At 61.1% G+C, this 23,798-nt stretch carries 26 protein-coding genes; 15 read left to right on the plus strand and 11 right to left on the minus strand.

The window, feature by feature from the left end; translation table 11 throughout:
* Nucleotides 1-5: 5 nt before the first annotated feature.
* Together Syncc8109_RS02760 and Syncc8109_RS02765 are read left to right on the plus strand one after the other, a co-directional pair.
* Nucleotides 6-773 (plus strand): biotin--[acetyl-CoA-carboxylase] ligase, encoded by a 768-nt coding sequence (locus Syncc8109_RS02760; RefSeq protein WP_006850522.1) that lies wholly within the window; start codon nucleotides 6-8, stop codon nucleotides 771-773.
* A gap of 25 nt (nucleotides 774-798) precedes the next feature.
* Nucleotides 799-1,122, plus strand: a complete 324-nt coding sequence (locus Syncc8109_RS02765; protein WP_006849571.1) for a hypothetical protein — start codon at nucleotides 799-801, stop codon at nucleotides 1,120-1,122.
* A gap of 59 nt (nucleotides 1,123-1,181) precedes the next feature.
* Here Syncc8109_RS02765 and Syncc8109_RS02770 read toward each other — a convergent pair whose 3' ends face one another.
* Genes Syncc8109_RS02770 through Syncc8109_RS02780 form a run of 3 tightly spaced genes read right to left on the minus strand, consistent with a single transcriptional unit; the run spans nucleotide 1,182 to nucleotide 3,839 of the window.
* The gene (locus tag Syncc8109_RS02770; protein ID WP_006851625.1) at nucleotides 1,182-1,517 is read right to left on the minus strand and encodes a response regulator transcription factor; all 336 of its coding nucleotides are present in this window, start codon (nucleotides 1,515-1,517) and stop codon (nucleotides 1,182-1,184) included.
* A 59-nt stretch (nucleotides 1,518-1,576) separates the two neighbouring features.
* Nucleotides 1,577-2,275: an ABC transporter ATP-binding protein gene (locus tag Syncc8109_RS02775; protein WP_006851479.1), complete on the minus strand. Its 699-nt coding sequence runs from the start codon at nucleotides 2,273-2,275 to the stop codon at nucleotides 1,577-1,579.
* Complete coding sequence (locus tag Syncc8109_RS02780; RefSeq protein WP_006851709.1) at nucleotides 2,268-3,839, minus strand: NAD(P)H-quinone oxidoreductase subunit N; 1,572 nt, start codon at nucleotides 3,837-3,839, stop codon at nucleotides 2,268-2,270. The genes Syncc8109_RS02775 and Syncc8109_RS02780 overlap by 8 nt, the downstream gene beginning before the upstream one ends.
* Nucleotides 3,840-3,950: 111 nt before the next feature.
* Between Syncc8109_RS02780 and topA the strand changes: the two genes are divergently transcribed.
* Genes topA through Syncc8109_RS02805 form a run of 5 tightly spaced genes read left to right on the plus strand, consistent with a single transcriptional unit; the run spans nucleotide 3,951 to nucleotide 9,894 of the window.
* Nucleotides 3,951-6,650 (plus strand): type I DNA topoisomerase, encoded by a 2,700-nt coding sequence (topA, locus tag Syncc8109_RS02785; RefSeq protein WP_006852033.1) that lies wholly within the window; start codon nucleotides 3,951-3,953, stop codon nucleotides 6,648-6,650.
* Nucleotides 6,650-7,063, plus strand: a complete 414-nt coding sequence (locus tag Syncc8109_RS02790; protein WP_006850221.1) for a hypothetical protein — start codon at nucleotides 6,650-6,652, stop codon at nucleotides 7,061-7,063. The genes topA and Syncc8109_RS02790 overlap by 1 nt, the downstream gene beginning before the upstream one ends.
* Complete coding sequence (locus tag Syncc8109_RS02795; RefSeq protein WP_006850967.1) at nucleotides 7,060-7,713, plus strand: DUF2232 domain-containing protein; 654 nt, start codon at nucleotides 7,060-7,062, stop codon at nucleotides 7,711-7,713. The genes Syncc8109_RS02790 and Syncc8109_RS02795 overlap by 4 nt, the downstream gene beginning before the upstream one ends.
* The gene (locus Syncc8109_RS02800) at nucleotides 7,685-8,884 is read left to right on the plus strand and encodes a nicotinate-nucleotide--dimethylbenzimidazole phosphoribosyltransferase (RefSeq protein WP_025362125.1); all 1,200 of its coding nucleotides are present in this window, start codon (nucleotides 7,685-7,687) and stop codon (nucleotides 8,882-8,884) included. Before Syncc8109_RS02795 ends, Syncc8109_RS02800 begins: the two co-directional genes overlap by 29 nt.
* A complete protein-coding gene (locus tag Syncc8109_RS02805; protein WP_006850473.1) occupies nucleotides 8,881-9,894 on the plus strand; it encodes a hypothetical protein in 1,014 nt (337 codons plus the stop codon). The genes Syncc8109_RS02800 and Syncc8109_RS02805 overlap by 4 nt, the downstream gene beginning before the upstream one ends.
* Here the strand turns inward: Syncc8109_RS02805 and Syncc8109_RS02810 are convergent.
* Together Syncc8109_RS02810 and Syncc8109_RS02815 are read right to left on the minus strand one after the other, a co-directional pair.
* A complete protein-coding gene (locus Syncc8109_RS02810; protein ID WP_006849845.1) occupies nucleotides 9,868-10,989 on the minus strand; it encodes an aldo/keto reductase in 1,122 nt (373 codons plus the stop codon). The genes Syncc8109_RS02805 and Syncc8109_RS02810 overlap by 27 nt on opposite strands.
* A complete protein-coding gene (locus Syncc8109_RS02815; RefSeq protein ID WP_006851406.1) occupies nucleotides 10,986-11,534 on the minus strand; it encodes a bifunctional nuclease family protein in 549 nt (182 codons plus the stop codon). Before Syncc8109_RS02815 ends, Syncc8109_RS02810 begins: the two co-directional genes overlap by 4 nt.
* A gap of 49 nt (nucleotides 11,535-11,583) precedes the next feature.
* Here Syncc8109_RS02815 and Syncc8109_RS02820 point away from each other — a divergent pair, with 49 nt between their 5' ends.
* Nucleotides 11,584-12,252, plus strand: coding sequence for a riboflavin synthase (locus tag Syncc8109_RS02820; protein WP_006851455.1), 669 nt, complete (start codon nucleotides 11,584-11,586; stop codon nucleotides 12,250-12,252).
* Here Syncc8109_RS02820 and Syncc8109_RS02825 read toward each other — a convergent pair.
* From Syncc8109_RS02825 to Syncc8109_RS02840, 4 genes are read right to left on the minus strand one after another with little or no spacing between them, the layout of a single operon-like run.
* Nucleotides 12,237-12,608, minus strand: a complete 372-nt coding sequence (locus Syncc8109_RS02825) for an AbrB-like transcriptional regulator (RefSeq protein WP_025362126.1) — start codon at nucleotides 12,606-12,608, stop codon at nucleotides 12,237-12,239. The two genes, Syncc8109_RS02820 and Syncc8109_RS02825, sit on opposite strands and share 16 nt — an antisense overlap.
* A gap of 54 nt (nucleotides 12,609-12,662) precedes the next feature.
* On the minus strand, nucleotides 12,663-13,262 hold the full coding sequence (locus Syncc8109_RS02830; RefSeq protein WP_006851688.1) for a cytochrome c oxidase subunit 3: 600 nt from the start codon (nucleotides 13,260-13,262) through the stop codon (nucleotides 12,663-12,665).
* On the minus strand, nucleotides 13,259-14,926 hold the full coding sequence (gene ctaD, locus Syncc8109_RS02835; protein ID WP_006851152.1) for a cytochrome c oxidase subunit I: 1,668 nt from the start codon (nucleotides 14,924-14,926) through the stop codon (nucleotides 13,259-13,261). Before ctaD ends, Syncc8109_RS02830 begins: the two co-directional genes overlap by 4 nt.
* 1 nt (nucleotide 14,927) lies before the next feature.
* Nucleotides 14,928-15,758 carry a cytochrome c oxidase subunit II gene (locus Syncc8109_RS02840; protein ID WP_006851721.1) on the minus strand — a complete coding sequence of 277 codons (831 nt, stop codon included), beginning with the start codon at nucleotides 15,756-15,758 and terminating at the stop codon, nucleotides 14,928-14,930.
* A gap of 200 nt (nucleotides 15,759-15,958) precedes the next feature.
* Here Syncc8109_RS02840 and Syncc8109_RS02845 point away from each other — a divergent pair, with 200 nt between their 5' ends.
* From Syncc8109_RS02845 to Syncc8109_RS02870, 6 genes are read left to right on the plus strand one after another with little or no spacing between them, the layout of a single operon-like run.
* On the plus strand, nucleotides 15,959-16,885 hold the full coding sequence (locus Syncc8109_RS02845) for a heme A synthase (protein ID WP_045172874.1): 927 nt from the start codon (nucleotides 15,959-15,961) through the stop codon (nucleotides 16,883-16,885).
* Nucleotides 16,878-17,861 carry a heme o synthase gene (locus Syncc8109_RS02850; protein ID WP_006850558.1) on the plus strand — a complete coding sequence of 328 codons (984 nt, stop codon included), beginning with the start codon at nucleotides 16,878-16,880 and terminating at the stop codon, nucleotides 17,859-17,861. The genes Syncc8109_RS02845 and Syncc8109_RS02850 overlap by 8 nt, the downstream gene beginning before the upstream one ends.
* Nucleotides 17,862-17,911: 50 nt before the next feature.
* Nucleotides 17,912-18,925: an ATP-binding cassette domain-containing protein gene (locus tag Syncc8109_RS02855; RefSeq protein ID WP_006851459.1), complete on the plus strand. Its 1,014-nt coding sequence runs from the start codon at nucleotides 17,912-17,914 to the stop codon at nucleotides 18,923-18,925.
* 9 nt (nucleotides 18,926-18,934) lie between these two features.
* Entirely contained in the window at nucleotides 18,935-19,789 is an 855-nt protein-coding gene (locus Syncc8109_RS02860; RefSeq protein WP_006851998.1) for an ABC transporter permease, read from the plus strand.
* A 4-nt stretch (nucleotides 19,790-19,793) separates the two neighbouring features.
* A complete protein-coding gene (locus Syncc8109_RS02865) occupies nucleotides 19,794-20,342 on the plus strand; it encodes a hypothetical protein (protein ID WP_006851516.1) in 549 nt (182 codons plus the stop codon).
* 5 nt (nucleotides 20,343-20,347) lie between these two features.
* A complete protein-coding gene (locus Syncc8109_RS02870) occupies nucleotides 20,348-21,037 on the plus strand; it encodes an N-acetylmannosamine-6-phosphate 2-epimerase (protein WP_006849830.1) in 690 nt (229 codons plus the stop codon).
* On the opposite strand, the gene groL is transcribed toward Syncc8109_RS02870, so the two are convergent.
* Nucleotides 21,038-22,717 (minus strand): chaperonin GroEL, encoded by a 1,680-nt coding sequence (gene groL / locus Syncc8109_RS02875; protein ID WP_025362127.1) that lies wholly within the window; start codon nucleotides 22,715-22,717, stop codon nucleotides 21,038-21,040.
* A 131-nt stretch (nucleotides 22,718-22,848) separates the two neighbouring features.
* Here groL and Syncc8109_RS12140 point away from each other — a divergent pair, with 131 nt between their 5' ends.
* Nucleotides 22,849-23,025 (plus strand): hypothetical protein, encoded by a 177-nt coding sequence (locus Syncc8109_RS12140; protein ID WP_006850012.1) that lies wholly within the window; start codon nucleotides 22,849-22,851, stop codon nucleotides 23,023-23,025.
* Between the two features lie 9 nt (nucleotides 23,026-23,034).
* Here Syncc8109_RS12140 and fabG read toward each other — a convergent pair whose 3' ends face one another.
* Nucleotides 23,035-23,787: a 3-oxoacyl-[acyl-carrier-protein] reductase gene (gene fabG, locus Syncc8109_RS02880; protein ID WP_006852012.1), complete on the minus strand. Its 753-nt coding sequence runs from the start codon at nucleotides 23,785-23,787 to the stop codon at nucleotides 23,035-23,037.
* Nucleotides 23,788-23,798 lie beyond the last annotated feature (11 nt).

The raw sequence follows: 23,798 nt of genomic DNA on the forward strand, positions 1-23,798 counted from the left end.
CACGCATGCCGCAACATCGATTCCCACACTTCGGTGGTGGCCGGTTGATGGCGACGTATCGCCGCCTCGCTGGTGCCTCGGCACGCCACTGGTCCATCCGTCATGTGCCTGTGTGCAGCAGCACGGAGGAGCTGCTGGGGACCTGGTTGCGCGATCAGCCTTCATTGATAGGACCTCGCGCCGTCATTGCCACCCACCAGCGCCGGGGAGTCGGCCAATGGGGGCGCGCCTGGGTTTCTCCGCCAGGTGGTGTCTGGATCAGTGCTGCCTTGCCTTGGCGGAGCCAAGGGTCCGCTCAGGCCGGCTTGCTTGGCTTGGCGCTGGCCATGTCGGTGGTGCAACGGCTTGAGCAGCGGGGCCTTTCGGTTCAGATCAAATGGCCTAACGACCTGTTCGTGAACGGCCGCAAATTGGCGGGCCTTCTACCTGGGGTGGTGCAGCGGGGCTCCCAGCTGCGCTTGCTGCGGATCGGCTTGGGCCTGAATGTGCGGAATGCAGTTCCTGGCCATGCCATTGCCCTGAGAAGGCTTGAAGGGCAGCAGGCTGCGGATCCGATCCGGTGGACGGCGGAGATTTTGCTGGCCTTCGATCACTGTCACGGCGTTGGAGGCGATGGGGCCTGGTGCCTCGATGGCGTTCAGGCCAGGCTCTGGTCCGATCAGCTCGTCCATCCCCAAGACGGTCAGATTTGGAGCATTGCTGGCCTTGAACGCGATGGAGGGCTGCGGTTGCGTCAGGGTTCAAGGACTGAAACCTGGCGCCGCTGGCCCTGAGTTGGTGTCCCATCCATAGGATTTCTTGGCACAGTTTTCTTGTTTCTTGCTGGATTGGTTCGCGCTGATCTGGATGTTGGTTCCAGTCGCGGCTGCGCAGGGTTTTGATCAGTCGCTCGATGGTCTGGTTCGCCAACGGGTGATCACGTCCCAAGAGCGCAAGCTGCTCCGGGGCGGTGGCTCGGCGCTTCCCATGGAACGAAGCCGTTTTGAAGAACCCTGTCGCACCGGTGCTCTGTCCCGGCAGGACTGCGCTTCCGGGGTGGCCAGGCGTCCGCCGGGGGCACCGGCCTCAGCATGGGCTCGCCTTAGCGCGCGAACTGGTCAGGGGGTGTTGAGGAATGCTTGAGCACCACCAGCAGCCCGCATCGCAAGTAACCATTACGATCGATCTCTTGCTTCTGAAGCTCAGACCATCGAACGCGTCTGAAGCAGTTGCGGCAGCTGTTGGAACAGATCCGGCTTGAGCACGTAGGCCTCCGCTCCGTTCGCCAGAGCTTCGTGTTTCTTGTCGGCGTCATTCAGTGCCGTCACGATCACCACCCTCAACGCAGCCTGGAGCTGCAGCTGTTTCAGGCAAGCCAAGCCGTCCATGCCCGGCAGCATCAAGTCCAGCAGCAGATCGAAACGATCAGAGCCGGCTTCGGCGAGAAAGTCTTCTGCGGATCCGAAGCAGATGCAGACGTGCCCCTCATCGGTGATTTCAGCACTGATCAGCTGGTGGATGCGCGGGTCAACCTCCACGACTGCAACATGAAGAGCCCTTTGGGGGGGGCTCCTCAATTAGCGCAGGGGCACTGCACTCACTGTGGGCATCCTGTGAGCGCCCGACCATCTTGGAAGCGTGCAATGCGTTGTGCTCGGGCCGCCACATCGTCTTCATGGGTCACCATCACCAGGGTGATGCCCTGTTGGTGGAGTTCATCAAAAAGTTCCAGCACCTCTGCGGTGGTGCTGGAGTCCAGAGCCCCTGTGGGTTCGTCCGCCAGCAGCAGACTGGGGCGGTTGATGATGGCCCGGGCGATGGCCACTCGTTGTTGCTGCCCTCCGGAGAGCTGATTGGGCTTGTTCTCCAAACGCTGCGCCAGACCAACGCGGCGCAGGGCCGATTGAGCACGCTCGATCCGTTCCTCCCTGGGCACTCCCGCATAGATCATCGGGAGCATCACGTTCTCCATGGCGCTGGCGTGGCCGAGCAGATGGAACTGCTGAAAGACAAATCCGAGCGAGCGGTTGCGAACGTCGGCTAACGCATCGTCCTCCAACTGTTCAACGGCCATGCCATTGAGTCGGTAAGTCCCCCTGGTGGGCCGGTCGAGGCAGCCAAGGATGTTCATTGCCGTGCTCTTGCCTGAGCCGCTGGCCCCCATCACCGCCAGGTAATCCCCCTCCTGGACGGTGAGATTCAGTTGATCAAGGGCTTTGACTTCGAGATCACCAGATCCATAGACCTTGCTGATCCCCCTGAGCTCAGCAACCGGCTGCTGCACAGCCTCAGCCAAGACCCTTCAGGCTGGACAGTGCGATGGCCTGCTGAAGCAATGGCGTACCTGCAACCGCTGTATTGGCCCACTGGAACAGGGGATTGGAGAGGATTCCGCCAACGGCGGTGATCGCCACACATCCAATCAGGGCAACCCGAAGCGGCTGCATCCCCATCAAGGACCAATTCACGTCTGGGTAAGCCTTGACCACATCGGAGGCCTCTTGAGGCTCCTTAACCACCATCATTTTGATGACAGAGATGTAGTAGTAGATCGACACCACTGAGGTGACCAGGCCAACCACCACCAGTAGATATTCGTGGTTCGCCCAACCGGCAAAGAACAGATAGATCTTTCCGAAGAAACCCAGCATTGGCGGAATGCCACCCAGAGAAAGCAGGCAAAGACTCAGGCCGAGGGTGATCAGGGGATCCTTCTGGTAAAGCCCCGCGTAATCAGAAATTCGATCGCTTCCTGTGCGGATCGAGAAGAGGATGATGCAGGCGAAGGCCCCCAGGTTCATGAACAGGTAGGCCGCCATATACAGGACCATGGCCGCGAAACCGTCTTCGGTGCCGCAGACCATGCCGATCATCACGAAGCCGGCCTGGCCGATCGAGCTGTAGGCCAGCATTCGCTTCATCGAGGTCTGGGCGAGGGCAACAACGTTGCCCAGGGTCATGCTCAACACCGCCAAAACGGTGAAGAGCAATTTCCATTGATCGTCGAAGGCACCAAAGCAACCCACCAGGATGCGAAGAGCAAGGGCGAATCCGGCTGCTTTGGAACCTACGGAAAGGAATGCCACAACAGGGGTTGGTGAGCCTTCGTAGACGTCCGGCGTCCACTGGTGGAAGGGAACAGCTGCGATCTTGAATGCAACGGTTGCCAAGACGAAAACCAGAGCCAAAGCAGCCAGAGGTGTGGTGCTGGTTTGCAGAGCCAGGCCGATGGTGTCGAGGCTGGTGCTGCCGCTCAGGCCGTACAGCAGGGAGGAGCCGTAGAGGAAAACAGCAGCGGCTGCAGATCCCACGAGCAGATATTTGAGTGCTGCTTCCGAGCTGCGGGCATCCCTCTTCATGTAGCCCGACAGCAGATAGCTGGCGACGGAGAGCGTTTCTAGCGAGATGAACACACTCACCAGATCCGTTGCCCCGCAAAGGAGCATGGCGCCGAGGGTGGCGGCTAGAAGGATGGCGGCGTACTCGCCAACGGGCGTGCCGCTTTTCTCTGCGTAACGCCAGCTGATCAGCAGCGAAAGAAGCGTTGACAAGGCAATCACAGCCCGGAACGCCACCGCCAGGTTGTCGGCGAGGAAGGCTCCAAGGAACGAGGGCTCCAGCGGTGCGTTCCACTGCAGGGCAAGTAGCACCAGGGAGGTCCCCAAGCCCACATAGCAAATCGGCGGCACCCAACGTGTGGCGACCTTTTCGCCGGCCAGGTCCACCAAGAGGGTGGCGATCATCGCCAGCAGGACTGCAGCCTCGGGCAGTACAGCGGAGGCGTTGAGAGAGAGATTCAGCAGCTCACCAGGGGCAGCCATGGCCTGGGTGGCGAGAAGGAAAGCACCCATGTCGGGCATGACAGCCTGGAACCGTTGCGCTGTGGCGACTGTAGCGGCGCTTGACGCGCCGACGGTCATGCAGAGCGTTGCTCGGTGCGATAAAGAAGGGGAACGGTTTACCTGCCGCTAGTGGCGCACACCCTCGTCATCGTTGAGAGCCCCACGAAGGCCAAGACCATCCGTGGTTTCCTTCCCAAGGGATTCAAAGTTGAAGCCTCCATGGGTCATGTCCGCGACCTTCCCAACAACGCCAGCGAGATTCCGGCATCGGCCAAGGGGCAGAAATGGGCCAACCTCGGTGTGAACACCGACGCGGATTTCGAGCCTCTGTACGTGGTCCCGAAGGACAAGAAGAAGACGGTTCGCGAACTCAAGGACGCCCTCAAGGGTGCTGATCAGTTGCTGCTGGCTACTGACGAAGACCGGGAAGGTGAAAGCATCAGTTGGCATCTGCTTCAACTGCTGGCGCCGAAGGTGCCGGTGAAGCGCATGGTGTTTCACGAGATCACCAAGGAGGCCATCGGCAAGGCCCTGGATCAGACCCGCGACCTGGATATGGAGTTGGTCCATGCCCAGGAAACCCGGCGCATTTTGGATCGCCTTGTGGGATACACCCTGTCCCCTCTCCTCTGGAAAAAGGTGGCCTGGGGACTCTCCGCCGGGCGGGTGCAGTCCGTTGCGGTTCGGCTCCTGGTTCAACGGGAACGGGCCCGCCGCGCTTTTCGCAGCGGTAGTTACTGGGACCTCAAGGCTCAGCTTGAGCAGTCGGGCAGTGCCTTTGAGGCCAAGCTCATTCACGTAGGTGGCCAGCGGATCGCCACCGGCAACGACTTCGACGAGAGCACCGGAGGGCTGAAGGCGGGCAGTGCCGTGCGGCTGCTCAGCGAGAGCGAGGCCAAGACGTTGGCTGAATCCGTGCGATCCAGTGCCTGGACTGTGGATGCGGTGGAGCAGAAGCCCACCGTGCGCAAGCCGGTGCCTCCCTTCACCACCAGCACCCTCCAACAAGAGGCGAATCGCAAGCTGCGCCTTTCAGCCCGGGAAACCATGCGCTGTGCCCAGGGTCTCTATGAACGCGGTTTCATCACCTACATGCGGACTGACTCGGTTCACTTGTCGGATCAGGCAATCAACGCATCCCGCAACTGCGTGGAGAGCCTTTACGGCAAGGAGTATCTGAGCAAAGGGCCGCGGCAGTTCAGCACCAAAGCCCGCAATGCCCAGGAGGCCCATGAAGCGATTCGTCCATCGGGCGAAAGCTTCCGAACCCCCGGTGAGACCGGTCTGGATGGGCGAGATCTGGCGGTGTATGAGCTGATCTGGAAGCGCACTGTGGCCAGCCAGATGGCTGAAGCCAGGCTCACGATGCTCTCGGTGGATCTCAGCTCAGGTGAGGCCAGTTTCCGGGCTAGCGGCAAGCGCATCGACTTTCCCGGTTTCTTCCGCGCCTACGTGGAGGGCAGTGATGATCCCGATGCGGCCATTGAGGGTCAGGAAGTGTTGCTGCCGGCATTGAGCGTTGGCGATGCACCGGAGCCGAAGACCGTTGAGCCCCTCGGCCATCAGACCCAGCCGCCGGCACGCTTCAGCGAGGCATCGCTGGTGAAGATGCTGGAAAAGGAGGGCATCGGCCGGCCGTCGACCTACGCCTCGATCATTGGAACGATCGTGGATCGCGGCTACGCCACGCTTTTGGGCAATGCTCTTACCCCCAGCTTCACTGCCTTCGCTGTGACGGCGCTGCTCGAGGAGCATTTCCCTGAACTGGTGGACACCAGCTTCACTGCTCGGATGGAGAACACCCTCGATGAGATCTCCCACGGCAAGGTGCAGTGGTTGCCTTACCTGGAGGGCTTCTACAAGGGTGACGAGGGCCTGGAAAACCAGGTGCAGCAGCGGGAAGGGGACATTGACCCCGGTGCATCCCGCACCATCGACTTAGAGGGCTTGTCCTCCGTGGTTCGCATTGGCCGTTTTGGCGCCTACCTAGAGGCCAAACGGGTCAGCGACGACGGTGAGGAAGAGCTGATCAAGGCCACCTTGCCCCAGGAGATCACTCCGGCTGATCTGGATGAAGAGCAGGCCGAACTGATCCTCAAACAGAAGGCCGACGGCCCCGAAGCCATTGGCGAGGATCCGGAAACAGGGGATTTGGTCTACCTGCTCTTCGGTCAGTACGGCCCTTACGTGCAGCGGGGCCAGGTGAGTGATGAGAATCCCAAGCCCAAACGCGCGTCTCTGCCCAAGGGGCAGAAGCCGGAAGATCTCACCCTGGAGGATGCCCTCGGACTGCTCCGCTTGCCGCGTCTTCTCGGTGAACATCCCGATGGTGGGCGCATCCAGGCGGGGCTGGGCCGCTTTGGCCCCTATGTCGTCTGGGACAAGGGAAAGGGTGAAAAGGATTACCGTTCTCTCAAGGGGGGTGACGATGTTCTGGCGGTGGGGCTGAGCCGTGCCCTTGAGCTGCTGGCGATGCCCAAACGGGGCCGGGGTGGACGCACCGCCCTCAAGGACCTCGGCAAGCCGGAGGGTAGTGATGAAACGATTCAGGTCTATGACGGCCCCTATGGCCTTTACGTCAAACAGGGCAAGGTGAATGCCTCGCTGCCGGAAGGCAAGGGCGCTGACGATATGACCCTTGAGGAGGCGGTGGAACTGCTTGCCGCCAAGGCAGCATCGAAGAAGGGCGGTCGTAAAACCGCCGCGAAAAAAACGGCGGCCAAGAAGTCAGCCGCCAAAAAACCAGCCGCCAAGAAACCCCCTGCCACCACCAAGACCGGTCGGCTCAGGGCCAGTGCGGTGCGGGTGATCAAGCCGGCTGACAATTGATGGCCCGTCTGCTTTGGCTGCTGCCTGTGGGTCTCCTGCAGGCCTGTGCCGGCACACCGGTCGCCGAGCAGTTGGAGCGATCCTTCACGGTGCCTCAAGCCAGGCCGGCCCAGGCAGCTGCGCCTGTACCGGTTGCGAAGACCAGCCCAACGGTTATGAGCCCGACTGCTGAGGGCCCCTCCACGCCGACGGCCGAGGCTGTTTCCCTGCCTGAGGCAACGGATGCTCCTGATCCTGTTCCGCAGCCAAAACCGCGGACGGTGTCATCCCAACGTCTGCCCCAGGCGCCCTACCGAATCACCATCCGTTTGGCCGGAGCCGACCCTGCCGCTCCTGCTGAAGCCGTCACCCGCGCCCTGCGTGAGGCGGATGTTGGCTTTGCGGTGGAACGGATTGAGCGGGTTGAACCATGACCGACGCGACCCCCCGGTTGAGCCGCCAGCAGGCTCTGAGGCTGGTTGAGGGGGCATATCTCGCGGCCGCGACTGGGCTGATCTGGTTGGCTTTGTACTACTTGCCGGTGGGTGGTGCGCTGTTCCGTCTGGCCCTTCCCTTGCCCCTGATCCTGCTGCAGTTGCGTCGTGGCAACCGTTCCGGTGCAGAGGGTCTGCTGCTCTCTGTGCTTCTGCTCACCGCCTTGATGGGTCCTTTGCGTGGACCGCTGCTGCTGTTTCCCTACGGGCTTTTGTCGCTCTGGCTGGGCTGGAGCTGGTGCCGCGGGATCAGCTGGTGGCTGAGCTGGTCGGGAGGCGTTGTTCTTGGAACAGCAGGGTTTTTGGTGCGAGTTCTGGTGCTGTCGTTGCTGGTGGGAGAAAACCTCTGGGTCGTGATCACCCGGGCCGGTTCCGCTCTGCTTGAGCGCTTGATCGCGGTACTGCATCTGCCGATCGCACCGGATCTCATCCAGGTGCAGTTGATGGCGTTGCTGTTGGTGGTGGTTCAGGAGGTCATCTATGTGCTGTCCCTTCATGCTCTGGCGTACTGGATCTTTCCCCGCCTGAAATCACCGATTCCGGAGCCCCCGAGGCTGCTACATGGACTCATTGCCCTCGATCCCCTCTGAACCCTCGGTGTTGCCTGAGGGCTGCCAGCAGCTGGGAGGTATCGGCGCAAGCACGTTGGACGCAGCGGCACTTCGTCCCTGGACCTCCAAAGATCAAGCGCTGGATTTTTTGCTTGTTCTAGCGGCTACGCAAACGGCTGAGCATGAAGGGATTTCCGCCGCTGGCTCCACCGTGGCTTCGCGGCGCTACACCGCCCTGGCTGATGCGGAGCTTCTGATCCACGGACCGGCGCGGCAGCGCCGTTGGCCTCTGCCGCCGCTGCCCGCTGGCGTCTCCCCCGCCCTGCTCAGCCATATTGCGACGCGACGCTTGAAGTTGAGGCCGCAGGTGGCGGCCCTCGGCTTGGCCCAGCAACCCGATTTTCCTCACCTGAACATCGAGCCACTGGACCAAGGCCCCTCGGCCTGTCTGTCCAGTGGTGCGGCGATGCCATTGCCGCGGGTGCAGCATTTGTGGCGACAGGGAGAGCTGCTGGGGCGGCGGTTGCAACGCCCCTTGGTGGTGGCGGAGTGTGTTCCAGGGGGCACCACAACCGCTCAAGCGGTGTTGACGGCCCTCGGCGTGGAGGTTGCCCATCTGATCAGCGGTAGTGCTCTTCATCCGCCGCAGCAACTCAAGAAAGATCTCGTTGTCCGAGGGCTTCAGCGGGCTTCGCTTGGTGAGCATCCTTCGGCCGAGCAGATCCTGGCTGCTGTTGGTGACCCTTTTCAGGCCTTCACTGCAGGGGTGTTGGTGGGTGCGGTGTCCGCGGGACAACCGTTGTTGCTGGGCGGCGGTTGCCAGATGCTGGCTGTTCTGGCTTTGGCAATGCATGCTTTGCCCGCCCGTCAGCGGGACCATCTGGCGGCCCAGGTGCTGATCGGCACCACCGGTTGGCTCGCTGATGAGGGTGCGGATGCTGCAGATCAGTCCCCCTTCGGCGGGCTGGTGGATGCCACCGCGAGCCACCTGGCTGCCGCCCTCTCCGTTCTGGCCTGCGGCGTGCGTTTTCACAGCAGCACCCATCAACCCTTGCGGGACTTCGAACGGGGCTATGTGAAAGAAGGGGTGGGGGCCGGCGCTCTTTTGCTGCTCGCCCAGCTGCGTGGATGTTCTTGTGCCGATCTGGTGCTGGATTGTGAGCACGCCCTGGAGCAGCTGCTCAGCCGCCCCGTAACGTCAAGCCCATGAACTTCTGGAGAGAGCGGTTGGGTCCCCTGCGCCGGCGCCAAGTGCTCCAGATGATCGGGGCGACGGGAACCGTGCTGCTGGCGGGCTGTCGTCCGGCGAAATCCGCGCCAACCCTGATGGCTCCCGCTGGGGTTTTGCCGAAAGCGTGGGCTGATGCCTTGCCCAAGCTCTGGCGCCTGACGCTGGCTCCAGCCCAGCTGGACTGGAGGCCGGCGGATCAGGCGCTTGCCGATCTGTTGGTGATCGGTGATGGGTGGCTTGATGCCCATCCAGCGGACTCGCTCCAGCCCATTGCCTCTGAACCGCTCCTTAGCCAGTTGGATGCTCAGGCCAAGGCTCTGCTGGCCAGCCTCGGTGCTCTGCAGGATCGGGTGTTGCCGCTGGCCGTCAGCCCCTGGGTGATGCTGCTGCGGGATGACCCGGCCATGACCCAGGAGGGGTGGCCCCTCCTGCTGGATTCCGCCATGGCAGGGCGTGTGGTGCTTCCCGCCAGCCCCCGCTTGGTTATGAGCCTGGCGGACCATTTGGGCGGAAGCCAGGCTTTGCCTGCGCTGCGTCGCCAGCCCCTCACCTATGACGATCGTCACGCCACCAACTGGCTGCTCAAGGGTGAGGCCAAGGTGGTGGTTCTTCCACTGAGCCGCTGCATCGCTTTGTTGGGGCGGGATCCTCGTCTTCGCGCGATCCTGCCTGCCTCCGGTGCCCCCTTGCACTGGACTGTTCTGCTCAGGCCGGAGGCCAGTCGTGAACCGGTTCCCCAGCGCTGGGTCGAGCAGGGATGGCGGGATCCCCTGCGTCGCCGATTGGTGCAGCAGGGATGGCGGGCTCCGATTGCATCGCCAGGGCTGATGGTGGACCAGAACGCCCTATCGGCGCGTCTGCGGCCTCTGCTCTTTCCATCCTCAGACACCTGGTCGCGCTGCTGGTCGCTGCCACCGCTGTTGCCCGAAGACCGGAGTGCCTTGGAAGAGCGCTGGCGTGAGTCAGCTCCAGAGCCGCCTTCGCGGTGAAGCTTTCAAGCGTTGGTGGGTGTCCGCTAGCAGATCAGGAATGGGCAAGTGATGCGGGCAACGGGGTAGGCACTCCCCACAGCGTTCACAGGCGGAGGCGTCGTGCTCTTCCCACCAGTGACCGGCACGGCCGATGAGGTTGTAACGCTCCTGCGCAAATTCGGTGAGCCCATGGCCAATGGCCAGATTGCGCAGTCGCAAGAGTTCGGGGATCGGAACCTCCTTCGGACAGGGAAGGCAGGCCTGGCACTGCTTGCAATGCTCCTGGCCAAGCCGTTCCTGCTGCCGCCTTTCTGCCGTGACCAGAGCCTTTTGCTCGGCCTGGCTGAGGGGCCCATCCCCCTGCGCCATGGTTGCGGCGAGTTGAAGATCCCCTGCAGCTGAGGCCCCAACGGTCAGGGTGCTGATGCCCTGTGCCAGCAGGAATCGGTAGGCCAGCTCGAGGGGGGCAAAGGGGGTGCAGTCCTCCACCAGTTTTGGGCTGGGGGCCTGGAGGCGACCACCTTTGTCGGCAGGGGAGATCGCCATCACACCGAGGCCGTGCGCCAGGGCCCAACGAGCCAGGTGCAGGCGCTGGGGATCCAGCCAATGCAGGTGCAGGCTGCAGAAACTGAAGCGCTGGCTGCGCAGCGCCCGATCGATCAGCGGGTTGCTGCCATGGCTACTGAAGCCCACCTGGCTGACGCGGCCACTGCTGACGGCCCAGTCCAGAAGCTTGGACCCATCACCCACCAGGGCCCAGTCCAGATGCTCCTCCCGGTTGATGCCATGGATGGCGAGGTTGTCGAGCTGTGGACAGCCCAGGCGCTCCATAATTTGATCAAGGCGGCGTTGTCCTTCCTCGAAGCTCACCCCTGGCAGAAGTTTGCTGGTGATCACCCAGTGGTCAGATGCTCTGTGGCTGTTCTGGCGAAGGGCCTCTCCCAGAAAACGTTCCGCAGGTCCGTAGGCCGGGGCGGTTTCCAGATGGTTGATCCCAGCTGCTGCTGCCGCGTCAAGCACCTCGGCCATCTGGGCCGCCGAGTTCAGGCCACGCATCGTGCCGAGGGTGAACAGGCTGACGGGGCGGCCGCTGCCGAAGGCGCGGGTGTTCACTCCTCCGAGGGCGTCTCGCTGTCTTGGTTGCGCAAATGGCGCACCAAGGCTGCAGGGCTGAGGTCGTCGACGAAACGGCTGAAGGCACTTTGATCTTCAGCATCCGCCTCCGCATCCACCGGAATCGAGGCTTCCGCTACCACCTCTTCCAGCATCCAGATGCCGCTACCCGTGCGGATCGCGAGAGCAATGGCGTCGCTGGGTCGGGCATCCACTTCGATCAGTTCCAGCACTTCGTTTTCAGCCAACTCCGCTTCGTCCAGATCAGGTCGCAGCTTCAAGACAGCATGAAAGGTGCTGTCTTCAATCGCATGGACGATCACGCGCTCCAGTTCGAGACCCCCAGCCACCAACAGTGCTGCCATCAGGTCATGGCTGAGGGGTCGTGGCGGTGATCCCTCCTGCAATCCGGCCATGATGTTGTGGGCTTGTGCCTGATCGATCCAGATCGGCACCTGACGTCGGCCACTTGGATCCCTCAGCAGCACCATGGGTGTGCGGCTGGCGGCATCGAGGGCGATTCCGGCGACGCTCATTTCGACCATGTCGGAGGCGCAGCTCTATCCGATTATGGCTAGAGAGCCGCTGGGAGCGATGTTCACTGGGCTGGTGCAGTCAGTTGGAAGGATCGAGCGACGTGCCGGGGCAGTGGTGGTTTCGGGCTGCGCTCCTTTTTCCCCGTTGGCCCTTGGCGACAGCGTGGCTGTGGATGGCGTTTGCCTCACAGCGGCAGAGGTGATGGCGGATGGTTTCCGGGCCGATGTGAGTGAGGAAACCCTGCGCCGCACCACGTTGGGACGCAAGGCGGATCGTGGTGGAGCGGTGAACCTCGAGCCGGCGCTTCGGCTGAGCGACCGCCTTGGTGGTCATCTGGTGAGTGGTCATGTGGATGCCACCGGTGAAGTCACCTGCGTGGAGACCCTCCCCCACTCCTGGGCCCTGTCGATCCGCTGGTCGGATCCCCGATTCGGCCGTTATGTCTGTGAGAAGGCCAGCATCGCGGTGGATGGGATCAGCCTCACGGTGGCCGAATGTTCAGCCGATGGAACGACGTTCAGCCTCGCCGTCATCCCCCACACCTGGGAGGCGACGACCCTTAAACACCTAGCTGTCGGGGACACCGTGAACCTGGAGGCCGATCAACTGGTCCGTTACGCCGAGCGGCTGTTGCATGCCACTGCTGCCGATGCCGGAAACGCCGATGGCCAAGTCAAGACTGATGATCTGTCAGCCAACTGGCTGGCCGATCACGGCTGGTCTTGATCCATCTGCTGAAGAACGATCATTCCGGAGTCACGCTGGAGCTCGATCTTGAACTCCTGGCCGGGTTCGAGGCCGAGCCGACGGGTGTAGGCGTGGCCAATCAGCAGGTTGCCGTTGCCATGCACACGGGTGCGGAAATCGGCCTGACGACCCCGGCTTCCGCCCGAGGAACTGCTGCTGCTTTTCGGCAATTGCCATCCCTGGGCTGCAGCTTTGGCCTCCACCAGGGCCCGATAAAAACTCTTTTTCAGCAGTCGTCCGCTTGGGCCGACGTAGCCGCACCCGCGGGCGATGTCATCTTCCGGCCGATTGCTGAGCGATCTGGCCTTGTCCAGCAGTTCCTTGCCGACCAGCATTTCAGGAGTTAATTCAACTGAATTCTGGCCACGCTCGCCAATCAAGGCAAGGGATCAGAGCAGATAAAGGATCACGAAAAGAATCACCCAGATCCCATCAACAAAGTGCCAGTACAACTCCGCTGCTTCCAGGGGGAAGTGGTCGGCTGCAGTCACACGGCCCTGCGGCTGCCTCGCTTGCCACCAGACGATCAGGATCATCAGGGCGCCGAGGGTCACATGGAGACCATGAAATCCCGTGGCGGCGAAGAAGGTGCTGGCGTAAAGGTTGTCGGTCAGGCCGAAGGGGAGTGTGAAGTACTCCACCATCTGGCTCACCAGAAAGGCCAGACCGAGGCCTGCGGTGATCAGCAGCCAGCGTCGACAGCGGCCGTGGTCGTCCTGTCGGATCGCCTGACCGGCCTTGTGGAAGGTGGCACTGCTCACCAGGAGCAGAACGGTGTTGAGGATGGGTAGGGGCAGCTCCAGTTCATAGATGGCTCCATCTGGTAGGGGGTTAACCGCTTTAAAGGTGAGGTAGGCCGCAAAGAATCCGGCGAAGGTCATGGCGTCCGCTACGAGAAACGTGGCCAGGCCGAACATGCGGTGATCGGGATGCTCGGCATGCCCCCCATGGCTGTGGTCCTGATCCTTCGTGGGAACTGTTGTGGTCATTTGCCGCTGCTCCAGAGGTCACGACCGCTGGTTGCGGTCAGGTCCAGCTCGTCCGGTGGGACTCCGTAGCCGTAGGGCTCTTCCACCAGAGGGGCCTCCCCAATCCAGTTTTCGACCGGCGGCGGTGAACTGGTCAGCCATTCGGGCGTTAGTGCTCTCCAGGGGTTGTCGCCTGCGACAGGACCGCTGAGGGCGCTGTGGATCACATTCCACAGGAAGGGCAGGGTGCTGATGGCCATCAGCAGAGCTCCGACGGAGCTGATCTGATTGATCAGAGTGAATTGGGGGTCGTATTCAGCCACGCGTCGCGGCATCCCATTGAGGCCCAGCCAGTGCTGAGGGCCGAAGCACAGGTTGAAGCCGATGAAGGTGAGGGCACAGTGCAGGCGGCCGAGATCTTCGTTGAGCATCCGGCCGGTGAACTTGGGATACCAGTGGTAAATCGAGGCGAAGATCACGAACACCGATCCACCGAAGACGATGTAGTGGAAGTGGGCGACAACGAAGTAGGTGTCGTGCACATGAATGTCGAATGGCACCTGCGCCAGAGCGACACCTGTGATGCCTCCGAGCACGAAGTTCACAATGAAGCCGCAGGAAAACAGCATGGCGCTGTTGAGGCTGATGCGACCGCCCCAGAGTGTTGCTAACCAGTTGAAGAATTTGATGCCGGTGGGTACGGCGATGAATGCGGTTGCAATGGTGAAGAACAGGCGCATCCAGGGAGGTGTACCGCTGGTGAACATGTGGTGCGCCCACACAATCAGGCCCAACACAACGATTGCCATGATCGAATACACCATCGTCACGTAGCCGAACAGCGGCTTGCGGGCATGAACTGGCAGGATTTCGCTTACCAAGCCGAAGGCCGGCAAGACCATGATGTAAACGGCTGGGTGGGAATAAAACCAGAACAGATGCTGGTAAACCACAACATTGCCCCCAAGGGTGGGGTTGAAGAAGCCTGTATGGGCAACGATGTCGAAACTCAGTAACACCAATGTTCCCGCCAGAACCGGTGTTGAGAGAACCACAAGAATGCTGGTGCCCAGCATCGCCCAGCAATACATGGGGAGCTGCATCAATTTCAAGCTGGGGCGTCGCAGTTTGAGAATGGTGGCGATGAAGTTGATGCCTCCGAAGATCGAACTTCCGCCCAGGAGTAACACGCTCAGGATCCAGATGATTTGGCCAGTTGCTGGTGTGGTGATGCTGAGGGGTGGATAGGCCGTCCAGCCCGATTGTGCAGCACCAGTGAGGAAATAGCTGGTGATCAGCATCAAACCTGCTGGAGGAATCAGCCAGAACGCCACGGCATTCAGGCGCGGGAAGGCCATATCCCTTGCACCCACATAAAAAGGGATCAAATAGTTCCCAAAAGCACCATTCACCACGGGGACAATCCAGAGAAAGATCATCACCGTGCCGTGGAGTGTCAGCACCTGGTTGTAGACATCACGTGCCATGAAGTCGGACACGGGACTGGTGAGTTCTGTGCGAATGGCGCCGGCAAGGGCACCGCCAATCAGATAAAAAACAAAGCCGCAGACGAGGTACTGCAGCCCGATCACCTTGTGATCAACGCTGAAGCTGAAATACCGCAACCAGCCGCTGGGTTGAAGCCGTGGAGGACTGGATGTTTCCGGGGGCAAGCTGATGGTCATGTCAGGCGTTTGCGATGGGGGGCATTTCGTCTTCAGGTGCGGTTTTTGCGTTGTCCCTGTACCAGCTGTCCCAGTCCTCCGGACTTTCCACCACCACGGTGGAGCGCATTCCACCGTGGTAGGGCCCACAGAGTTCGGCGCACACAATTGGATAACGACCGGTACGTGTGGGCGTGAAACTCAGCTGGGTAGGTTGGCCAGGAATGACGTCCTGCTTCAAGCGAAATTCAGGAACCCAGAAGGCGTGAATCACGTCTTTTGCTTCCATCCGCAGTGTGATCGGCCGGTCGGCTGGAACATGAAGCTCACCTGATGTGATGTCTCCCTCTGGGTAATGAAAGAGGAAGGCAAATTGCATGGCTGTTACCTCAACGGGTAAAACATTTGTTGCTGCCGCTGATTCAATCGAGCCTGAACTGATGCCTCCCCAGATCTGTTCTTCGTGGGATCCGCCCATGTGGTCATGGGCCAGAGGCACCATGCCACCCATCCGGTCGTAAATGTCGTAGCTGTACAGACCAACAAAAAGCACCACAACAGCAGGAACTGCTGTCCAGAAAATTTCAAGTGGCAGATTTCCCTCGATGGCCAGGCCGTCGCCGAGCTGGCCGCTGCGTCGCCGAAAGCGAATCAAGCTGAAGACGAGAAGGCCAACGATTCCAATAAATAGAATGCTGCCAATTGTGAATAGAACCTTAAAAAGCTCGTCGTAAATCGGCGCGTTTGCGCTCGCATCGATGGGGAGGAGGTTGATGTTCTGGCCGATCCAAAGGCCGCCCAGAGCAAGGACCATCCCGATCACCAACGTGAGAATGGCGGATGGGATCTGCACCTGATCAATCCCAGGTTTTCAACAGCGTATGGGGCTGGCTGCGGTTCTCCATGAAGTGATTGTTAAGGCCTTATTTCTGTCAGGAAAAGGGGATGATTTTTCCTCGTTTGTGTTGCAGACGTCCACACAGCGTGACGTCATCTTCTGCATCGCTACGGTCAAAGCAATCCCTTTTGGGTGCATCGGATGGAGCTTGTTCGATGATGCTTTCCTCATTGTCGACATTGCGTCGACGTCTTGGATTGTTGTCGGCTCACCTTGTGGTTGCTGTGATCGCCTTGGTTGTCATCGGTGGAGCAACCCGGGTGATGGAGGCCGGCTTGGCCTGCCCGGACTGGCCCCTGTGCTTCGGCTCGTTTTTGCCGGGTCGCCAGATGAACGTTCAGGTGTTTCTTGAGTGGTTTCACCGCCTCGATGCTTTCGTCATCGGCGTTGCCCTGGTGGTGATGGCTGTGGCGACGACGCTTCGGCGGCGCCAACTCCCGCGATGGCTGCCGTGGCTTGCCGCTGGCCTGATGGTTCTTGTGGCGATGCAGGGAGGTTTGGGTGCGCTGACGGTGACCCAGCTGCTCCCTTCCGGTGTGGTGACAGCCCACCTGGCACTCGCTCTCACCCTTGTGGCGCTTCTGAGTGGGCTGACCCAACGCTTGCTTCATCCCACTGTTGTCGTCGCTCCTCTGTGGTGGCGCATCGGGGCATTGCTTGGCCTGATGTCGGTCTTTGTGCAGTGCCTGCTCGGTGGTCGCATGGCCACCGCTTGGGCAGGGCAGCGTTGCCTTGCTGGAGGAGAGGCCTGCCAGCTGGTTCTCTCCCATCGCGTGACGGCGATGCCGGTGGTCGTTGTTGTGCTCGGCTTCGCCGGGGCAGCAGTCCTGGCGGGTGGTTGGGCTCGCCAGCAGTGGCCCTGGCTTGGTGGGGCCGTGCTCCTGGTGCTGGTTCAGGTGGCTCTTGGCGTTCTCACCCTTCGTCTTGGTTTGTCGCAACCGGCAGTGACCGTTGCGCATCAGCTCGTGGCTGCCCTGCTGATCGCTTTGTTGGCGGCGCTTCTGGTCCGATCTCCGGACCTCCCCTCACCGTCCCGTTCCGTCGTCCTCGACGACACCTCGTTGGAGGCCTGTCATGGCTGAAATCACTGCAACCGTTCGTCCGACCCGTGAGGAGGTGGTCCCCTCCCGCAAGCGGGTGAAACTTCCGGCCTGGCTGGAAGTTGCCAAACCCCGCCTGATCCCTCTTCTGCTGGCCACCACCCTGGGTGGAATGGCTCTCAGTGAAGGCTGGCCACTCTCATCACCTCGGCTCGTCTGCACTCTGGGGGGAGGGGCGCTTGCCTCCGCTGCTGCAGGGGTTCTGAACTGCTTATGGGAGCAGGATCTCGATGGTCGGATGGCCCGCACCAGCGGTCGCGCACTTCCCTCTGGTCGGCTGTCGTCCACCAGTGCATTCATCGGCGCCATCGCCTGCACCCTGGCGGCGGCGATGCTTCTGGTGAGCGGTGTGAACTGTCTCGCTGCTGGGTTGTCCCTGCTCGGCCTCTGCAGTTACGTGCTGCTCTACACAGCCTTGCTCAAGCCGCGCACGTCCCAGAACATCGTCATCGGTGGGGTCGCCGGGGCTATTCCGCCCCTTGTGGGGGCGGCGGCCGCCACGGGCCATGTTGGCTTAGGGGGCTGGTGGCTGTTCGCTCTGGTGATGGTCTGGACGCCAGCCCATTTCTGGGCTTTAGCCCTGCTGTTGCGTGAGGACTATCGCGCTGTCGGGATCCCCATGCTGCCCGTGGTGAAGGGGCCTGTGGTGACGGCAAGGGCGATCAAGACCTACGGCTGGATCACTGTCCTGCTTAGCGGTTTGGGCGTGTTTGCTTTGCCTTCAGGTGGCGCTTTCTATGGCGTGATGCTGCTGCCTTACAACGGTCGATTGCTGCAGCTCGTCGATCGGCTGTCTCTGGATCCCGACAGTCTCGTGAATGCCAAGGCCCTGTTCCGTTGGTCGATCCTCTATCTGTTCGGTCTGTGCCTGCTGCTCATTCTCAGTCGGACGGATTTGGCCTCAGGCTTTGCCCACCAGGTGATGCAACTTCTCTCCCTGCCAACGGCAGTGCAATGAGCACTCTCTAGATTCCCTGAATTGGCCGAGAAAGTCCCTGACGGTGCCTGATGGCGTTGATTGAACTGCGCAAGATCTCAAAGGCCTACGGCTCGGTACCGGCTCTGCGTGAGCTTGATCTCACCGTTCCTGAAGGATGCCTTTACGGGTTGCTTGGCCCGAACGGTGCCGGCAAAACAACGGCCATGCGCATCCTCGCCACCTTGCTCGCTCCCGACAGCGGCTCAGTCATTGTTGGGGGTGTTGATGGTCTGGCGCAGCCACGTGAGGTGCGCCAGCTCATGGGCTATGTGGCCCAGGAGGTGGCTATCGACAAGATCCTGAGTGGTCGGGAACTGCTGCAGTTGCAAGGCGATCTCTACCACCTGCCCCGGAACGTTCGCGAAAGCCGCATCGCCGATCTGATTGACCGCCTCGCGATGGGCGACTGGATTGGTCGCCGCTGCGGTACCTATTCCGGCGGCATGCGCCGGCGTTTGGACCTGGCGGCTGGTCTGCTGCACCGCCCCCGCTTGCTCGTGCTCGATGAACCGACCGTTGGACTGGATATCGAGAGCCGCAGTGCCATCTGGCAGCTGCTGCGTCAGTTGGTTGATGAGGGCACCACTGTTCTCCTGAGCAGTCACTACCTCGAAGAAGTGGAGGCTTTGGCGGATCAGTTGGCGATCATCGATGCCGGTCGTGTGATTGCCGAAGGCAGCCCAGACCAGCTCAAACAACGGCTTGGGGGTGATCGCGTGACTCTGCGAATCCGAGAGTTCAGCACTGCCGATGAGGCCACGCAAGTGCGTGCACTGCTGGAACCCTTGGATGGGGTGCGTCAGGTGGTGGTGAACCGCTCCCAGGGGTTTTCCCTCAACTTGGTGATCGAGGGTGGGGCCGTGATCGATCAGCTGCGTCAGACCCTTGAGGCTGCAGGTTTACCTGTGTTTGCTCTGGCCCAGAGCCGTCCCAGCCTCGATGATGTCTACCTTCAGGCCACAGGACGCACCCTGATGGACGCTGAACTGGCCATCGCAGGCCAGCGCGACGTCAAACAGGAAAAGCGTCAATCCATGCGTTGACTCCCAACGATGACTTCCCCAACAGCATCTGTTGCTATCCAGCAGCAGCAATCCGGAGCCCTCGCTGAGCTGAGCCAGGAAACGTTGGCCCTCACCCGGCGCTTGTTTCTTCAGTTGACCCGTCGCCCTTCAACCTTGATTGCCGGGGTCTTGCAACCCCTGATCTGGCTGATTCTCTTCGGTGCACTTTTCGCCAATGCCCCTGAGGGTCTGTTGCCAGGAGGCATGAGCTACGGCCGTTTTCTGGGTGCCGGAGTGATTGTCTTCACAGCCTTCAGCGGTGCTTTGAATGCCGGCCTGCCGGTGATGTTTGACCGCGAATTCGGTTTCCTCAATCGGCTGCTGGTGGCACCGCTGCGAAGCCGCAGTTCCATTGTGCTGGCGTCGGTTATCTACATCACGGCACTGAGCCTGTTGCAGAGTCTGGCGATCATGGGAACGGCAGCTGTGCTCGGTTACGGATGGCCCGGTCTCAGCGGCCTCGCCCTGGTGCTGGTGACGCTGCTGCTTCTGGTTTTTGCTGTGACGGCCCTCAGTCTCGGACTGGCCTTCGCATTGCCAGGCCACATCGAGTTGATCGCTGTGATTTTTGTGGCCAACTTGCCGTTGCTGTTTGCCAGCACGGCGTTGGCCCCGTTGTCGTTCATGCCGACCTGGCTGGGCTGGCTTGCGGCCTTGAATCCCCTTACCTTCGCGATAGAACCCATTCGAGCGGCTTACCAGGGTCCTCTGGACCTTTCGGCCGTTCTGCTGGAAGCCCCCTATGGGGATCTCACCGGCACCAGTTGTCTGCTGATCCTTCTGCTACTCACCATCGGGCTGTTTCTTGCGATTCGCCCTCTGCTCAACCGCAAACTTTCCTGAATCCGTGCTTTCTTCTCCCTTCCAGCAGCCGTCACCTCGACAGAACGCTCTGGCCCTTCAGATCCAGGAGGCCAGAACCTCAGGTGATGACTCCTTGCTGGCGGGTCTGATCAGTCAGTGGGTTCACCGTTACGGCTTTGACGGAGCAGCTGAGCTTGATCTGAGCTTGCCGGAGCCTTCAGCTTCGAAGCATGAGTTCAGTTCTGCGCCGATGCCTGTCGCAGAGGACGAGATGTCTGCTGAAGACGAGATGGCCCCTGAAGATGACGTTTTGGTTGAAACCGAGGCCGTCGTGGAGGAGGAAATGGTCGTTGAAGAGGAGGAGCAGATTGCTGCTGAAGACGACCTGCTGCTGGAGGACGAGGTGATTGAGAACGGGACGATCGCTGAAGAAGAAACGATTGCCGAAAAGGAAGAGATTGCGACTGAAGAAACGCTGCTTCAACAAAGCTTCCCGGCTGCTCCTGTGCCGGCCCCACCGATCAGCACGCCCCGTTCGCTGCGGCGTTGGCTTCCCCGCCAAGAGGATGACGCGTTCCCCAAGGCGTCCTGAACCCCATGATTCCGAACCCTGAATCCCTGGATCAGGGGCTGATCGTTTCGGTGCAGGCACCCCAGGGTTCGCCGATGCGCGATCCCGACGTGATCGCTGCCATGGCGGATGCCGCCCTACGCAATGGGGCTGTGGGTGTGCGCTTGGAAAGCCCTGAACACATCGGTGCTGTGCGTCGACGCTGTCCGGATGCCTTGATCATTGGTTTATGGAAATGCACGTTCCCGGACAGCTCGGTGTACATCACTCCGGGCTGGAAAGAAATTCAGGCCGTCTGGTCTGCGGGGGCCGATGTGATCTCGATTGATGCCACAGCCCGTCCGCGGCCTGCAGGGCAAGACCTGGCCGCGTTGATTCAGCGCAGCCGTGATGAGTTGAGGGCCCCGCTGATGGCTGATGTGGATTCGCTGGAGAATGGTTTGCGCGCAGCCGAATTGGGCTGTGACTGGGTTGGGACCACGCTCTACGGCTACACGGAAGACACGGCACAGCAGCGCCCCCCTGCGTTTGATCTGCTCCCCCAACTTCGAGCTGAACTTCCCAGCTCGGTTCGTCTGATCTGTGAGGGGGGAATTGCTTCTCCAGCGGATGCACGGTTGGCATTGCAGGCCGGAGCCGACACCGTTGTTGTGGGGACGGCGATCACCGGAGTGGACCTCCAGGTGATCGCCTATCGCCAGGGAATGATCAGCTGATCACATCATCCCGGGCATGCCCATTCCGCCCATCCCGGGCATGCCCATGCCACCCATTCCGCCCATGCCACCCATGGGGTCTCCGTCTCCGCTGGGAGCCGGTGCAGGGGGTTCCGGTTTGTCGGCAATCACAACTTCAGTGGTGATCAGCAGAGAAGCGATCGAAATCGAATCCTGCACGGCCAAGCGCACCACCTTGGCGGCATCAACGATGCCAGCAGCCATCAGGTCTTCGTAGGCACCACTTAGGGCATTGAATCCCTGGCCGCTGCTGCGCATGCCCGCGATCACAACGTCACCGTTCTGACCGGCATTGGTGGCGATCTGATGAATCGGCGCCGTCAGTGCCCGCTGCACGATCTCCACTCCGGTTCGCTGGTCGCCATTCAGGGATGCAGCTAATGCATCCAGGCTGTCGGAGAGTTGCAGCAAAGTGCTGCCGCCTCCGGCAACGATGCCCTCCTCGATGGCGGCACGGGTGGCATTCAGGGCATCCTCGATCCGCAGTTTGCGGTTCTTCAGTTCCGTTTCCGTCGGTGCACCGACTTTGATTACAGCCACGCCGCCGGCCAGCTTGGCGATCCGCTCCTGGAGCTTTTCGCGGTCGTAGTCGGATTCGGTGGCCTCCAGTTCACGTCGGATCGCGCCGACGCGCTCGCTTACCGCCTGGCGATGGTCGTCGGTGGCGACGATCGTGGTGTTCTCCTTGCTGATGGTGACGCGGCGTGCTTTGCCGAGATCCTCGAGGGTCACTTTGTCGAGGGTCATCGCCTTGTCTTCGCTGATCAGCGTTCCGCCCGTGAGGATGGCGATATCGGCCAGAGCTGCCTTGCGGCGTTCGCCAAAGGAGGGTGCCCGAACAGCGGCCACCTGCAGAACACCACGGCTCTTGTTCATCACCAGGGTTGCAAGGGCTTCGCCTTCCACTTCCTCAGACAGGATGAGCAGTGGAGAACCACTCTTCTGAACGGTTTCCAGCACGGGGACTAGATCCGTGATCGTGCTGATCTTGCGATCCGTCAGCAGAATCAGGGGGTTTTCAAATTCACAGACCTGTCGGTCAGCATCTGTAACGAAGTAGGGGGAGCTGTAGCCCCGGTCGAAGGCCATGCCTTCGGTGATTTCCAGTTCCGTTGCCAGAGACTTCGATTCCTCAACCGTGATCACCCCATCGGTGCTCACCTTGTCCATCGCCTCCGCGATCATCCGACCGACTTCGTCGTCACCCCCGGAGCTCACCGTGGCCACCTGACGAATGGCATCGCCGGCGATAGCCTGGCTCCGCTCGCCCAGTCCAGCCACGACCTGTGCAGCTGCCTTCTCCATGCCTCGGCGGAGTTCCACAGGGCTTGCGCCAGCAGCGGTGTTGCGCAGACCTTCCCGCACCATGGCCTGAGCTAACACGGTTGCGGTCGTGGTGCCGTCACCGGCCTTGTCCTTGGTCTTTGAGGACACCTGCTGCATCAGCTTGGCGCCAAGGTTTTCGAAAGGGTCGTCCAGTTCGATTTCACGGGCGATTGAGTCGCCGTCGTTGACGATGTCTGGTGCGCCGAATTTCTTCTCGAGCACAACGTTGCGACCGCGGGGGCCGATCGTGACGCGCACCGCATCGGCGAGTGCATCCACACCCCGCTCCAGGGCGCTGCGGGATTCGTCAGAGAAGGAAAGGAGTTTGGCCATAGTCGCGGGCACGCCGTTGGTCACTGTCCCACAGCGATGTGGCCCTCGTGGAGAGGGGTTGTGGTGGGGAAAGCCGAATGGTTGGGGGCTGCCCAGATGCCGCTCTCAAATGAACTGATTAGGGTCCGATCATGGGTGAATCCGGAGCGCTGTTTTTTGTTCTGATGGCGGGGCTGGCCGGTTCGATGGCCCTGGTTTACGTGCCCTTGCGCATCTTTCTCACAGCTACCGCCCGAAGTCGTCGGTTACGCCTGCTCCAGCGCATCCGCCGCCTGCGGGATGAGTTGGCTCAACCCCTTGATTCCTGATACCGAGGGTCAGGCCATCACCATGCCGCCATCCACCTGCAGCACCTGGCCTGTGATGTAGGCCGCGGCCGGGTCGGCGGCAAGGAAGCTCACGGCACCGGCCACCTGCTCTTGGGTGCCAAAGGTTCCCAAGGGGATGTCTTTGAGAATGGCCTCCGCATCGAGGCCCTTGGTCATGTCTGTAGCAATGAAACCCGGAGCCACGGCGTTCACGGTGATGCCACGGCTGGCGAGCTCTTTGGCGGTGCTGCGGGTGAGACCGATGACGCCCGCTTTGGCGGCGGCGTAGTTGGCCTGTCCCGCGTTGCCCATCAGCCCCACAACGGAGGTGATATTGATGATCCGACCACTCTTCTGCTTCAGCATTGGGCGTGCCACGGCTCGCGTGCAGAGGAACACTCCACTGAGGTTGAGGTCGATCACCGATTGCCAATCGTCGGTTTTCATTCGCATCAGCAGGCCGTCCCGCGTGATGCCGGCGTTGTTTACCAACACATCCAAACGGCCGCTGCGTTCCAGCACCGTCTTGATCAGGCCATCCACCTCTGCCTCAACCGAAACATTGGCTTGCAGGGCATAGGCCTTGCCCCCTGCTGTGGTGATGGCAGCGACAACTTCATCGGCTGCTGTAGCTGAACTGGAGTAGTTCACAACCACCTCTGCACCGGCTGCGCCAAGGGCCAGGGCGATGGCCCGGCCGATGCCGCGACCTCCTCCCGTCACCAGGGCGGTCTGTCCGGCAAGAGAAGCGCTGGGAGACATGGAGGCACCGT

The organism is Synechococcus sp. WH 8109 (assembly GCF_000161795.2).
In the GTDB taxonomy this organism is placed as follows: Bacteria; Cyanobacteriota; Cyanobacteriia; order PCC-6307; family Cyanobiaceae; genus Parasynechococcus.

Bases quoted from the DNA above. Each gene is read 5' to 3' on its own strand.
- Syncc8109_RS02850 (WP_006850558.1), top strand. From the start codon at position 16,878: ATGGCTGAAATCACTGCAACCGTTCGTCCGACCCGTGAGGAGGTGGTC.
- Syncc8109_RS02800 (WP_025362125.1), top strand. From the start codon at position 7,685: ATGGACTCATTGCCCTCGATCCCCTCTGAACCCTCGGTGTTGCCTGAG.
- Syncc8109_RS02825 (WP_025362126.1), bottom strand. From the start codon at position 12,608: ATGCTGGTCGGCAAGGAACTGCTGGACAAGGCCAGATCGCTCAGCAAT.
- Syncc8109_RS02855 (WP_006851459.1), top strand. From the start codon at position 17,912: ATGGCGTTGATTGAACTGCGCAAGATCTCAAAGGCCTACGGCTCGGTA.
- Syncc8109_RS02815 (WP_006851406.1), bottom strand. From the start codon at position 11,534: ATGGTCGAAATGAGCGTCGCCGGAATCGCCCTCGATGCCGCCAGCCGC.
- Syncc8109_RS02780 (WP_006851709.1), bottom strand. From the start codon at position 3,839: ATGCCCGACATGGGTGCTTTCCTTCTCGCCACCCAGGCCATGGCTGCC.
- Syncc8109_RS02805 (WP_006850473.1), top strand. From the start codon at position 8,881: ATGAACTTCTGGAGAGAGCGGTTGGGTCCCCTGCGCCGGCGCCAAGTG.
- Syncc8109_RS02795 (WP_006850967.1), top strand. From the start codon at position 7,060: ATGACCGACGCGACCCCCCGGTTGAGCCGCCAGCAGGCTCTGAGGCTG.
- Syncc8109_RS02760 (WP_006850522.1), top strand. From the start codon at position 6: ATGCCGCAACATCGATTCCCACACTTCGGTGGTGGCCGGTTGATGGCG.
- Syncc8109_RS02830 (WP_006851688.1), bottom strand. From the start codon at position 13,262: ATGACCACAACAGTTCCCACGAAGGATCAGGACCACAGCCATGGGGGG.
- Syncc8109_RS02845 (WP_045172874.1), top strand. From the start codon at position 15,959: ATGATGCTTTCCTCATTGTCGACATTGCGTCGACGTCTTGGATTGTTG.
- groL (WP_025362127.1), bottom strand. From the start codon at position 22,717: ATGGCCAAACTCCTTTCCTTCTCTGACGAATCCCGCAGCGCCCTGGAG.
- ctaD (WP_006851152.1), bottom strand. From the start codon at position 14,926: ATGACCATCAGCTTGCCCCCGGAAACATCCAGTCCTCCACGGCTTCAA.
- fabG (WP_006852012.1), bottom strand. From the start codon at position 23,787: ATGTCTCCCAGCGCTTCTCTTGCCGGACAGACCGCCCTGGTGACGGGA.
- Syncc8109_RS02820 (WP_006851455.1), top strand. From the start codon at position 11,584: ATGTTCACTGGGCTGGTGCAGTCAGTTGGAAGGATCGAGCGACGTGCC.
- Syncc8109_RS02790 (WP_006850221.1), top strand. From the start codon at position 6,650: ATGGCCCGTCTGCTTTGGCTGCTGCCTGTGGGTCTCCTGCAGGCCTGT.
- Syncc8109_RS12140 (WP_006850012.1), top strand. From the start codon at position 22,849: ATGGGTGAATCCGGAGCGCTGTTTTTTGTTCTGATGGCGGGGCTGGCC.
- Syncc8109_RS02870 (WP_006849830.1), top strand. From the start codon at position 20,348: ATGATTCCGAACCCTGAATCCCTGGATCAGGGGCTGATCGTTTCGGTG.
- Syncc8109_RS02860 (WP_006851998.1), top strand. From the start codon at position 18,935: ATGACTTCCCCAACAGCATCTGTTGCTATCCAGCAGCAGCAATCCGGA.